14 protein-coding genes are annotated in these 12,999 nt (G+C 37.5%); all 14 read left to right on the top strand.

Annotated features, from left to right (window positions below; all coding sequences use genetic code 11):
- The first annotated feature begins 4 nt into the window (after nt 1-4).
- From PRU_RS00440 to PRU_RS00505, 14 genes are read left to right on the top strand one after another with little or no spacing between them, the layout of a single operon-like run.
- Nucleotides 5-1,027 carry an NAD/NADP octopine/nopaline dehydrogenase family protein gene (locus PRU_RS00440; protein ID WP_013063014.1) on the top strand — a complete coding sequence of 341 codons (1,023 nt, stop codon included), beginning with the start codon at nt 5-7 and terminating at the stop codon, nt 1,025-1,027.
- Entirely contained in the window at nt 1,024-1,710 is a 687-nt protein-coding gene (locus PRU_RS00445; protein ID WP_013063781.1) for a LicD family protein, read from the top strand. Before PRU_RS00440 ends, PRU_RS00445 begins: the two co-directional genes overlap by 4 nt.
- A 2-nt stretch (nt 1,711-1,712) precedes the next feature.
- Entirely contained in the window at nt 1,713-3,155 is a 1,443-nt protein-coding gene (locus PRU_RS00450; RefSeq protein ID WP_013064607.1) for a lipopolysaccharide biosynthesis protein, read from the top strand.
- Nucleotides 3,152-4,105, top strand: a complete 954-nt coding sequence (locus tag PRU_RS00455) for a glycosyltransferase family 92 protein (RefSeq protein ID WP_013065365.1) — start codon at nt 3,152-3,154, stop codon at nt 4,103-4,105. Before PRU_RS00450 ends, PRU_RS00455 begins: the two co-directional genes overlap by 4 nt.
- Complete coding sequence (locus PRU_RS00460; protein WP_013063387.1) at nt 4,092-4,502, top strand: sugar 3,4-ketoisomerase; 411 nt, start codon at nt 4,092-4,094, stop codon at nt 4,500-4,502. The genes PRU_RS00455 and PRU_RS00460 overlap by 14 nt, the downstream gene beginning before the upstream one ends.
- The gene (locus PRU_RS00465; RefSeq protein ID WP_013065516.1) at nt 4,468-4,923 is read left to right on the top strand and encodes a sugar 3,4-ketoisomerase; all 456 of its coding nucleotides are present in this window, start codon (nt 4,468-4,470) and stop codon (nt 4,921-4,923) included. Before PRU_RS00460 ends, PRU_RS00465 begins: the two co-directional genes overlap by 35 nt.
- A complete protein-coding gene (locus PRU_RS00470; RefSeq protein WP_013065674.1) occupies nt 4,916-6,019 on the top strand; it encodes a DegT/DnrJ/EryC1/StrS family aminotransferase in 1,104 nt (367 codons plus the stop codon). The genes PRU_RS00465 and PRU_RS00470 overlap by 8 nt, the downstream gene beginning before the upstream one ends.
- On the top strand, nt 6,012-6,956 hold the full coding sequence (locus tag PRU_RS00475) for a glycosyltransferase family 2 protein (protein ID WP_013063339.1): 945 nt from the start codon (nt 6,012-6,014) through the stop codon (nt 6,954-6,956). The genes PRU_RS00470 and PRU_RS00475 overlap by 8 nt, the downstream gene beginning before the upstream one ends.
- Nucleotides 6,957-7,001: 45 nt before the next feature.
- A complete protein-coding gene (locus tag PRU_RS00480) occupies nt 7,002-7,643 on the top strand; it encodes an acyltransferase (RefSeq protein WP_177168182.1) in 642 nt (213 codons plus the stop codon).
- Nucleotides 7,644-7,647: 4 nt separating this feature from the next.
- The gene (locus PRU_RS00485; RefSeq protein ID WP_013065357.1) at nt 7,648-8,757 is read left to right on the top strand and encodes a glycoside hydrolase family 99-like domain-containing protein; all 1,110 of its coding nucleotides are present in this window, start codon (nt 7,648-7,650) and stop codon (nt 8,755-8,757) included.
- Nucleotides 8,750-9,745: a glycosyltransferase family 4 protein gene (locus PRU_RS00490; protein WP_013063126.1), complete on the top strand. Its 996-nt coding sequence runs from the start codon at nt 8,750-8,752 to the stop codon at nt 9,743-9,745. Before PRU_RS00485 ends, PRU_RS00490 begins: the two co-directional genes overlap by 8 nt.
- Before the next feature lie 33 nt (nt 9,746-9,778).
- Nucleotides 9,779-10,831, top strand: coding sequence for an EpsG family protein (locus PRU_RS00495; RefSeq protein ID WP_224083065.1), 1,053 nt, complete (start codon nt 9,779-9,781; stop codon nt 10,829-10,831).
- A gap of 11 nt (nt 10,832-10,842) precedes the next feature.
- On the top strand, nt 10,843-11,946 hold the full coding sequence (locus PRU_RS00500) for a glycosyltransferase (RefSeq protein WP_013065524.1): 1,104 nt from the start codon (nt 10,843-10,845) through the stop codon (nt 11,944-11,946).
- Between the two features lie 4 nt (nt 11,947-11,950).
- Nucleotides 11,951-12,997, top strand: a complete 1,047-nt coding sequence (locus PRU_RS00505) for a polysaccharide biosynthesis protein (RefSeq protein WP_013063553.1) — start codon at nt 11,951-11,953, stop codon at nt 12,995-12,997.
- Nucleotides 12,998-12,999 lie beyond the last annotated feature (2 nt).

The raw sequence follows: 12,999 nt of genomic DNA on the forward strand, positions 1-12,999 counted from the left end.
CTTTATGAATATTACGATTTGTGGAGGAGGAAACTTAGGGCACGTTGTGGCTGGTTTCTTAGGATCACAGAGAGGTCAGGATATATCTATTTTGACAACTTGTCCAGAAAAATGGTCTCAAAACATTGAAGTTGTTGATAACAAAGGTGAAATATTTAGAGGATGTCCTGTTTCTATTTCATCTAGCCCTAAAGATGTTATTCCTAATGCAGATGTTGTTTTGCTGTGTCTTCCTGGCTTTGCTATACGCGATATGTTAAGAGCAATAGAACCTTATTTGACTCCCAATATTTGGGTTGGTTCTATTGTGTCTAGTACAGGATTCTTTTTTGAAGCTTTTAGTATTCTGACTAATAATCAACCTCTATTTGGATTTCAGCGGGTGCCTTTTATATCTCGAATCATAGAATATGGGCACAGGGCAGAATTGAAAGGTTATAAGGATTCTTTAAGTGTCGCTGTCATGAATGTGGATGATAAGGAATATATGAGGAAGACATTAGAGGTTTTATTTAAAACGCGTACATTCCTTCTTAATAGTTTCTATGAGGCAAGTCTTTCAAATAGTAATCCGCTTCTTCACACAGCACGTTTATATACTATGTGGAAAGATTGGAAACCAGGACTTTCATATGATGTTAATCCTGGCTTCTATTCTGAATGGACAGTCGCTTCTTCTCAGCTATATTTATCAATGGATGATGAGTTCCAGAAACTTTTGAGAATAATAGGGGTACAAGAGGGAGCAATTCCTTCTGTTTTGGATTATTATGAATGTTCTGACGCAAATTCTTTAACAAAGAAAATACGTACAATACAGGCATTTCAAGGAATTTTATCCCCAATGACTGTTAATAATCATGGAAGGTTTGAACCTGATTTTTCAAGCCGGTATTTTATAGAAGATTTTCCTTATGGATTAAGGTATATTATCGAAACTGCGGAAAAGCATAATTTCGATAGCCCCATTATGAAAGAGGTCTATCAATGGGGTATGAATATGTGTAATGGAAATAAGATGCAATGATAAAGGAATTATTAGATTTGTTAAGTCTAGGATATTATTCAAAATATCGAAATAATAGAGTTTTATTGAAACAGAGTTCTTTAATGCATGAATTTGGGTTAGAGATTTTAGATTTGTTTCATAGAATTAGTCTTGAACAAAAAAAAGCGATATGGTTGGAGTTCGGAACATTGCTTGGGGCATACAGGAATCATTCTTTTATAAAATATGATTATGATATGGATTTGGGAATGTATCAGGATCAGTATGATCTTGATTTTGAAAATACTCTTATAATGAGTGGTTTTAAAAAGAAACATTTTTTCTATCAGTATAGAGATGGGGGGCGTTTTTTGACAGAAGTAACTTGGGAGTATAAAGGATTTCAAATCGATATTTTTTTGTGTACAAGTGACAATGGTGAACGACATGTTTTTTGTTATGATAAGCAGAATGACGAATCTTTTGCTCAAAACAAATGGATGTTTCGTGAGTATACCATACCGGAGGCATGTCCATTAGTGAAGTTGGATTTGGCTGGCATGGAATGTAATGCTCCTGCTGATCCAAAGAAATGTTTGGAAACGTATTATGGTGAATCTTTTATGACGCCTATTGCAGATTGGACTCCGTCTGAACCAAATAAGAGGTTTAAGAATTGGTTTGTAGATAAAGCCTATGGTAGCATTACAAGAGTGTACTAAAAATGAAAAAGTCTGTATCTGCAACTATTTGGAGTGTCTTAGATCGAATTTGGGCTCAGATTATTAGCTTCTTTATTGGGATCGTTTTAGCTCGCTTACTTACCCCCGATGATTACGGTTTGGTGGGGATTAGTATGGTTTTTATTGCGTTTTCTAATGTTTTTATTGAAGCAGGATTCTCTAATGCTCTTATTCGAAAATTAGATAGAACAAATATCGATTATTCAACAGCATTCCATTTTAACACTTTAATGGGAGTTGCTATGTATGCAGTGTTATATTTCGGTGCTCCTTGGATAGCAGATTATTTTGATGACAAACAGCTGATTCCACTCACAAGGTTAGTAAGCATTACTGTTGTGTTGAATTCTCTATGTATAGTGCAAAATGCAATTCTTACAGCAGAATTCAGAATGCGCGAACAGGCGATAATAAATATTGTATCGCAAATCCCATCAGGACTTTTAGCTGTTTATCTGGCATATATAGGTTGGGGCATATACGCTTTGGCAGTGAATACAATATTGGCTTCATTCATTAGAACTGTTATGTTCTGGATTGTTACAAAATGGTGGCCTTCTTGGGAATTTAGTATGGAGTCTATGCGCTATTTGTGGGGGTTCGGTTCTAAACTAATTGGTGCAAATTTCTTAGGTACGGTATTTAATGAGATATATACCTTATTGATTGGTAAATACGTTAATAAAACTGATTTGGGCTTCTATTCAAAGGGGCGTTCATTGTCAACACAGCCGGAAACGATATGTAACGGAGTTATTCAGAAGGTATCTTTACCATTATTAGCTAATGTTCAAAATGATGCAAATTTGCTACGAGAGAAATATAGGGAGTTAACCAAAATGGTAACTTGCGTAATGACAATTATAAGTGGAATTCTAATTGTAATTGCCAAACCACTAATTATTCTCTTGTGGGGTGAAGCTTGGGTAGGATCTGTTATTGCTTTTCAGCTTTTGTTGTTAGCTAGTGTTATCGGCTATGTCCAATCATTAACTCTTGTGTTACTACAGATTGTTAATCAGACTGGATATACATTGAAATTGGAATTTTTGAAGAAACCAGTATACCTTGTTGTTATTCTCTTGTCCATACAATATGGGATGATAGGATTGCTGATAGCTTATGTTATTAATTCATTATGGGGTACTTTTGTGAATATGTCAGCGCCACAAAGATATTTATCATATTCTTATTTTGAGCAAATTAAAGATGTCCTTATTTATGTTGCTGCTTGGATTTTTGGTTCCATTCTTGTATGGGGATTTTCCTTGTTTGTTCATCCTTGTTACGTTGTTGATATAGTTTTTCGAATGGCAATAATGGCTGTAATATATGTTGGTTTTCTTGGCTTAATGAAAGATGAAGTTTTTATGAAATATAGTAAGCAGATATATCTAACCTGCAAAAATAAGTTAGCGTTATGAATAGAATCATTGCATATATAAAAACTTTAGGTTTGTTGTTAGAACTATTGTTTTGTAACTTCTTTCTTCGTCTTTTCTTAAGAAAACCAAACTATGATAAAAAATATCGTATAAGTCTTTGTGGCATTTTTAAGAACGAAGCATCTTTCTTAAAGGAATGGATTGAGTTCCATGAAATGATCGGTGTGGAGCACTTCTATCTTTATAACAATAATTCTGAAGATAATTATAAAGAAATACTTCAGTCATATATTGATAGAGGGCTTGTTACATTAGTTGATTGGCCTTATGACCAAGCACAAATAGCTGCATATCAGAATTTTTATGAAACTTACCGTCATGAAACTCAGTGGGTATCTTTCTTAGATATCGATGAGTTCTTTTGTCCGCGATATGCGAAAACGATAGGGGAGTGGCTTTCCACTATGGACAAGTATCCTGTATTGGTTCTTTATTGGCGGATGTTTGGAACATCTGGCAAGTTGCATCATAATAATGATGAATTAGTAATTGAGCAATACCATGTTTCTTGGGACCATTTATATCATTGTGGAAAATGTTTGGTTAATACAGACTATGGTATTTCTGTTTTTGATACTTCTACTCATCATCTTACACGTGTAAAATATCCCTTGTTTGGTGGTTTTTTCAATGTTACGGTTTTCCCTGCAAACCAATTTGGTTGGTTCGTATTTGACCCGATACATTTTGGACGTTTCTTTGATGAGTCAAAGTATTCCATACAGATTAACCATTATTGGTCAAAAGCCTGGGAAGTGTATGAAAAGAAACGGCGAATGACTGACGTTTACTTTAAGGAGAATCCAAAGTTAAACTTGTCATATTTCTATGAGCATGAGCATGAAAATCGAACAGAGAATCATACGATATTTAGATTTTTGATGCAATTAAAATTAAAAATGGGATTGTTTGATTATGAAAACAACTGATTGTAAGATATTGAATTTGCCAAAGATTGCTGATGGTAGAGGGAATCTTTCTATTATAGAGGAGTATAAACAGATTCCTTTTAAAATTTGCCGTTCATATTGGATTTATGATGTTCCTGGTGGTTGTGAACGTGGAGGTCATGCTTACAAAAAGAATACAGAGTTCATTGTCGCGCTTTCTGGTAGTTTTGATGTTGTGGTAAATGATGGGACTAATGAGCAGACTTTTCATTTGAACCGTTCATACATGGGATTATTAGTCCCCCAAGGTTTATGGCGAGTAATGAATAATTTTTCTACTAATTCATTGGCCCTGATTTTATCTGATACAGAGTACGATGCTGGTGATTATATAATGGATTATGAAGACTATAGAAAATGGAATAATCAAAGATAGACCTACGGTTTTTGATTGTGGCCTATATACATTAGAGAAGAATCACGAACCAGAGGGAAATTTAACATTCGTTTATAATGATGTGCATGTTCCCTTTGATGTGAAGCGTGTGTTTTACTCCTATGATATTCCTGGAGGCGAGTCTCGTGGTGCGCATGCTCATAAGGAATGTCATCAGTTTTTGATAGCAGCAAGTGGTAGTTTTGAAGTGGCGTTGGATGACGGAGTCAATAAACGTACGGTATTGTTAAACCGCCCGTTTTATGGGCTTCATGTTCCTCCTGGAGTTTGGGCTGCAGAACAAGGCTTTTCTTCTGGCTCAATTTGCTTGGTACTGGCTTCTGAGGGGTACTCTGAGGATGATTATATCCGCAATTATGATGAATATTTAGAATATATTAAGATACAGAATAATGGTTAAACTTTTGGATTTGCAGGCCATCACGGCTATGCATGGTGATGAAATAAAAGCAGCAGTAAATCGTGTGATTGATTCAGGCTGGTTTCTTCAAGGTAATGAAAACAAACAGTTTGAAACTGATTATGCTCAATATATAGGTACAGAACATTGTATAGCTGTAGCCAATGGTCTTGATGCATTGTATCTGTTGATGCGAGGCTATAAGGAAATGGGCTTGATGCAGGATGGTGACGAGATTATCGTGCCAGCTAATACGTATATAGCTACGATTATAGCAATCACCCGTAATAATCTTGTACCTGTTTTGGTTGAGCCTACATGGGAGAGTCTTGAAATTGATATTGATAAGGTTGAGGCTGCAATCACTCCTAGGACGAAGGGGGTGATGATTGTTCATCTATATGGCCGAATTGCCTATAATGATAAGTTAGGTGAGATATGCAAAAAGCATAATCTGAAGTTGATGGAAGATTGTGCTCAGAGCCATGGTTGTGCTTGGAAGGGAGTCAAGACAGGTGCTTTGGGTGATGCCGCAGCTCATAGTTTCTATCCTGGTAAGAATCTAGGTGCATTAGGTGATGCCGGTGCGGTAACAACTAATGACCCAGAATTGGCAGAGGTAATCCGGGCTTTGGCAAATTATGGCAGTCAGAAAAAATACGTATTTAAGTATGTAGGTATGAACAGTCGTATGGCAGAGACTGATGCCGCAGCTTTGGATGTGAAGTTGAAGTATCTGGATGAAGATAATCATTCACGTCAACAGTTAGCAGCTTATTACTATGCCAACATTAATAATCCGTTAATAACACTGCCCAAACGAATTGAAGATGAAAATAATGTTTATCATCAGTTTCCGATTTTCTGTGAGAAACGTGATGAATTGCAGGAATATCTAAAACAGAATGGTATCCAAACTTTAATTCATTATCCAATACCTCCTCATAAGCAGGAGTGTTATAGGGAATGGAATAATCGAAGTTATCCTATTACGGAGAAAATTCATGCTCAGGAGTTAAGTATTCCTATGAATCAAGTGGTTTCAATGGATGAAGCTGCAGAAGTGGTTAGAGTTATTAATAGCTATCATGGATAAGCATCCCATATTGTCGCTTTGTATTCCTACGAATGGTGCTGTGGAGTGGATACTCCCAGTTATTGAAAGTATCTATTCGCAGGGGTATGACAACGAAAAGTTTGAAGTGGTCATTACCGACAATGGTAAGGACTCACATTTACCTGTGCATATTGCTAAGATGAGTTATCCTAACCTCCGCTATAAGCAGACCACAGATGAAGGATTCTTGAATTTGGTAAGCTGCTTGAAAGAAGGAAAGGGATTGTTCTGTAAGATGATCAATCATCGCAGTGTGATGCTGCCTGGTAGCATCGCTGATATGGTTGCACTGGTAGAAAAATACAAGGATACCCAACCTGTTATCTATTGTTCTGATGGCAATATAAAGTGTGAAACAGATTTTGTTGAGTGCTCTAATATTGACGAATTTGTTCGTCACCTTTCATATTGGTGTAGTTGGAGTGCAGGTATTGGATTTTGGCATAAAGACATTCCGGTGATTCCCAATATCCAGCTTAATGAGATGTTTCCGAATGCCTCATTATTATTTGAAATTCGTAAAGAGTCCGAATATGTAATTTGGAACAAGAAATACGAGCAGATGTGTGATGACTCTGGAAAGGGAGGGTATAATCTGTTTCATACTTTTGGAGTTGTGCTACTTGATATCATCAAAGGTCTTTTTGATGACGGGCGTATAAGTTCTGAGGCATTTGGTATCGTCAAGAAAGATTTGCTTGGATTCTTAACCGAGTTGTATAAAAGCGAGGTGATACTACCTACTAAGCACACCTTTATTCTGAAAGATATCAAGAAAAATGTGGAGGTATATTATGGTGTGGGAGGTTATTGGCAAATGATAATTAAGGCCAATTTTTATGCCTTCTACACCTGTATTGTATCTATTGCGTCTAAAGTGTTGAAACCTATTCTGGCATCTTTTAATCGTAAATAGGTTATAATGAAATGTCCCATTTGGTATATTAGTTCGTTGAATATAATGATAAAGTTATCGATAAAGAAACTTCTTAAATGCTTGATGTGGATAGCCAGCAGGGTGTTTCCATACACATTGAGCGAAAGAACGCGAGCGTTCAGGGATGTTTTATACACCATGTGGATTTGTAATTATATCGGCCATATGGGGGAGCACTCAACAATCTCTAAACCATGCAGTCTTCAGGGTTGGGGACAGAAGCGTATTTCGATAGGCGATTATACCTGCATCCAGAGTCATGGCGTTCTCGGTTGTTGGGAACGGTATGGTGAACAGCGTTTTTCGCCTTCTTTGACGATAGGCAATCATTGCAGCATCGGTGAATATAACCATATCACAGTTTGCAATAAGATTACCATAGGCGATGGCCTTTTGACTGGACGCTTTGTATATATAGGTGACAATAGTCATGGGGGATTGAGTATCGAAGAAGCAACAGTACCTCCTGCTGAAAGAAAATTGTATTCTAAAGGAGAAATCGTAATAGGTAATAACGTTTGGATAGGCGATAAGGCCACTATCCTTGCTGGGGTTCATATTGGAGATAACGTAATAATAGGGGCAAATTCTGTAATAACAAAAGATGTTCCTTCAAACACAATGGTGGCAGGTGCGCCTGCTAGAATGATTAAATCATTAAATTGAATGTATGTCAAAACCAAGATTAATTGCATTATATTTACCTCAATTCCATCCATTTAAAGAGAATGACGAATGGTGGGGCAAAGGGTTTACGGAATGGACCAATGTAGCTAAAGCACGACCACTCTTTCGTGGACATTATCAACCTAAGGTGCCTGCAGACTTAGGCTTTTATGACCTTAGAGTGCCGGAGGTAAGAGAGGAACAGGCACGATTAGCAAAGGAGGCAGGAATAGATGGGTTTTGTTATTGGCACTATTGGTTTGAAGGGCATGAGTTGATGGAGCGTCCATTTTGGGAAGTTGTTAATAGCGGGAAGCCTGATTTCCCCTTCTGTATAGGTTGGGCTAATGAGACATGGAAATCCAAAATGTGGAATAAGGATGGTTCGCTAGGAGCTGGGACAAAGACATTAATTGAGCAAACATACAGCGAAGAGGATGATGTGGCGCATTTCAATGCTTTGCTGAAAGCATTTAAGGATTCAAGATATATTTTGGTTGATGGTGCGCCTTTAGTGTTTGTTCATAGGGCTACAGATATGCCGGAGCATACCATAAGAATATGGAATGAATTAGCTAAAGAAAAAGGCTTTCCTGGAATACACTTTGTAGGTAGAATTACCTTGTTGGAAAACTATGCTCAGGCAAAAGACTTGCTCCTAAAAAGAGGATTCAATGCTGTCACTGTTTCAAGATTAGGTTCTTCTGCTTTGAAAGAATCTTTATACGATAAACTACTGAGGAAATTTTGGCAGACCTTAAGATATAAAGGGTGTACTCATTTGATTTCATATAGTCAGGAAATTAAAACACTTTGTGATCCAGAGTTTGATTCGAATGAAGATGTATATCCGGCTATTTATCCAAATTGGGACCATAGTCCACGAAGTGGAAGAAACGGGTTTATTATAGTTGATAGTACTCCGGATTTGTTTGAAAAACATGTTGCTCAGGTTTTGGATGAGGTTAAGAGTAAACAGCCTGAGCACCAGATCGCCTTTATTAAATCATGGAATGAATGGGGAGAAGGTAATTATATTGAACCAGATTTAAAATTTGGTAATGGTTATTTGGAAGCACTTTCACGACAGATTGAAAAAGTAAGGTATGAATAAAAAATATCATGTGAATTTAATTTTTCGCATGAAAAATGCCGATTATAGTATAGAAAAGGTTTTTAAACCTTTACAACCAATTTTTGGTAGGCATTTTGTTGTTGATGATTGTTATGTGCCTTATTATAAGGTTTCATTATGGTCAATTATTTCTAATATGTGGTTTGCTTTTTGTCATAGAAAGGATATAAACCATATTACGGGAGTAATGCATTATTGCGCTTTACTATTGCCGAAAAAGAATACCATTATCACCATACATGACCTCAATCTTCCTGGAGCAGGACTCAAAAGGAAAATTCTGATGTGGCTGTTTGTGAAGTATCCTGTAAAAAGGGCTAACTATATAACATGTATAACAGAGGCAACAAAACGCGAACTTTTGGATGAATGTCCTAAAGCATCGGGTAAGGTGTCAGTTATATATAACCCAATATCTCCAGAATTCAAATATAGCAAGAAAGAATTTGATGTAGAAAATCCAAGAATCCTGCATATTGGAACTCGTGCGAATAAGAATCTAGAGAGAGTTATTGAAGCTTTGAATGGTGTGAATTGCTGTTTGGTTATTATTGGACAACTAAGTAATAATCAAAAGTTGCTGCTACAAGCCAATCATATTAATTATATAAACAAGTTCAGACTTACAGATCAGGAAATCTTAAGTGAATATAATTCTTGTGATATAGTGTCCTTTCCTTCTTTGTATGAAGGTTTTGGCATGCCAATCATTGAAGGGCAGGCTATAGGTAGGCCTGTTTTGACATCCCATAGGGCGCCGATGACAGAGATTTCTGGCGACGCTGTGATTTATGTAGATCCTGAGAGCGTGGATTCGATACGTCAGGGATTCCTGGAAATAATTAGAAACGAGAGCCTTAGGAAAAATATCGTGGCAAAAGGGCTGAATAATGTGAAGCGTTTCGATGCCGAAGTCATTGCAGAAAAGTATATGGCATTGTACAATATAATTCTATCTAAAAAGTAGCGCATGTATTATTTAGTCCTCTTTATATTGATAATGTTCAGCGCCATTGAGGTGGTGTCAGGTAAAAGAAGTGAGAGATGGTTTAATGTTTCTTACTTCTTAATGACCGTGATGGCTACATTCAGATATGGACAGATGGATGATTACTTTAATTATTATATTAACTATGAACATCCAGAAATATATGGACTTATTGATCCCTTGTTCGGATTACTGATTGGTGTTTTCAAAGCCTTTTCAATTGGTTATCCTGTTTTTATTGCATTGCTGTCATTGACATGTATGCTTTTGTCTTATCGCTTCTTTCATAAAGATTGCGGATTTAGTTGTCTGAGTTTGTTGACGTTCTATGGATATACCTTTATGTTGTGTCCGATGAGCTCTATACGTCAGGGGATATGCTTGGCATTGCTGATGTTTATGTTTCCTTGGATCAAAGAGAAAAAGTATAAGCAATTCTATTTCTGGGTGATTGTAGGTTGCTTTATCCATTTGTCTTTTATTGTTGCTCTGATTCTCCCTTGGTTGCTGAAATTAAAGATCTACAACAAGGTAATTGTCATTTATATGGCCTTAGGATTGACGGCATTTGCGATAGTGGGTATAAGCGTTACAACATTCTTACCGTTAGACCGACTGGCTACTTATCAAGAAGGAGAAGGGGCAAGTATCATCATACGCATGGCATTACGTATATTGATAATCATTCCAGTATTGCTATTTGAACCCGAAGAGGGAACTGATGGCTATTATGCAAAAGCTATTTGCCTAATAGGATATGCGATGTATTGTGTTTTGAGTTTCAACGATCTTGTGGCTGGCCGATTGGAATTTTATTTCAGATCTTTTATTTGCTTGTATGCAGCATTTCTTGTACAGAATTATGTTCGTACATCGCGTATGCTGGCAAATTTAGGATTATTGATGTTTGTTCATATCTTTTTGTGGATCAAGAATGTTGATGCAGCTATTGATAGAATGAATTATAAAGAAGGGATAACAGCATTCAATTTTCCATATATTTCAGTTTTCAACAAGGCGGAATTGAATGAATACTCAGGTGTTGATACCTTCGGACTTGAATAAGTGTAAGGATTATGATTATTTGTGTTTTGGCTACGGTCGCAACAGAGACTGGTGCATTAACAATATATAAACAATTTCTGAACGCTGTAGAGCGGTTCGGGGATGGGCATGAATGGCATATTTTTGTAGCTGATGGTATGCCTGTTCCCGTTATCAATCATGTCTTCTATCACGTATGCCATACTAAAGGTTTGGATAGAATGAAGTTTGATTTCTATGGTTTTAATCATAAAGTCAAGAAGATTGGGATAAAGCCTGATGTCGTGTTTTCGCTCCAGAATGGAAATGTGAGATGTAAAGCTGCAAGATATGTCGTTTATTTCCATCAGGCGCTTGCGCTTTCTAAATATAAGGTAAATATGAGAGATAAGTTTGCAAAGACTTATCTGTTTTACCATTATTTTTATCCGTTGTATGTCAAATTGTTCCTGAATAAGCGGACCTACATTGCTGTTCAGACTAACCAAATAAAGAAAGGTTTCTCGAAGATATTTCGCTTTCCGTTAGAAAGGATAGGTGTGTTTTTTCCAGATACGGATAAAATCGACATTGAAAGCCTGGGGGTATATCGATATGAGGAAGGTACTTCCGATTTTATATATCCTGCAACTCCGTTTACATTTAAAGAGCATATATCTCTTGCGTATGCTATGAAAGAAGCGTATAGGCGGAGCCCTGAGATGGCTAAGAAAATACGAATCCACTTTACCTTGGAAAAAGGAGAGATGGGTGAAATGGATAAGTATATCGTAGAGAATGGTTTAGAGCGAAACTTTGTATATCATGGAAGAATTCCTCACCAGCAGCTATTGTCGATGGTAAAGAGCTGCAATGGCTTGCTGTTCCCAAGTATGATAGAAACACTGGGTCTGCCTTTGCTCGAAGCCGCATCGTTAGGTGTGCCAGTTATTGCCAATGATTTGGAATATGTGCACGAGGTGCTGAGTGGGTACACAGGCGTAAAATATGTGGGAGTGCATCAATATGATGATTGGGCGAAACATATTCTGTCTTGTTGCTCTCAACAGCAGTATACTCCTTATTCATTGCCAGAAGATAATTCTTGGGAACGATTAATGAAATTAATAACAGAAGGAATAATACAAAATAAATAAGACAATGTCAGTATTTAAAGACAAAACACTCTTGATTACAGGAGGTACCGGCAGCTTCGGTAATGCTGTCCTGAATAGATTTCTCCGTACGGATATCGGAGAGATTCGTATTTTTAGTCGTGATGAAAAGAAACAAGACGATATGCGTCATGATTTTCAGGCACGTATGCCGGAGGTAGCTAACAAGATTAAATTCTATATTGGTGATGTGCGCAATAAGAGTACGCTGAAGTATGCTATGAAGGGGGTGGACTATGTGTTCCATGCTGCAGCGCTGAAACAGGTGCCAAGTTGCGAATTCTTCCCGATGGAGGCTGTGAAGACCAATGTGATTGGTACAGACAATACACTGGATGCCGCTATCGATGCTGGCGTGAAGTGTGTGATCTGCCTTTCTACCGATAAGGCGGCTTATCCAATTAATGCGATGGGTATCACCAAGGCTATTGAGGAGAAAATTGCTGTCGCCAAGAGCCGTTTGAGTGGCGACACCAAAATCTGTTGCACACGTTATGGAAATGTGATGTGCAGTCGTGGTTCGGTCATTCCTCTTTGGATTGACCAGATTCGCAAAGGTAACCCTATCACACTTACAGAACCTAAGATGACGCGCTTCATTATGTCACTCGAAGAGGCTGTTGACCTCGTGCTATTTGCCTTTGAGAATGGTAAGAATGGTGATATACTGGTTCAGAAAGCCCCAGCTTGTACTATCCAGACACAGGCTGAGGCCGTATGTGAGCTGTTTGGTGGTAAGAAAGAGGAGATAAAGGTGATTGGTATCCGCCATGGTGAGAAGATGTATGAGACGCTGCTTACCAAAGAGGAGGCTGCCAAGGCTATCGATATGGGTAATTTCTATGCGGTACCTGCCGACAACCGTGATTTGAACTACGATAAGTACTTCAAGGAGGGTGACGTGAAGCGTGCTACTATCGAGGAGTTTAATTCGGATAATACCCGCCGATTGAACTTGGAGGAAACAAAAGCTAAGATTGCATCACTGGAGTATATCCAGAATGAATTGAACGGTATTCCTAACCTCGTGTAAAA

It is taken from the genome of Xylanibacter ruminicola 23 (assembly GCF_000025925.1).
GTDB classification, from domain to species: Bacteria; Bacteroidota; Bacteroidia; order Bacteroidales; family Bacteroidaceae; genus Prevotella; species Prevotella ruminicola.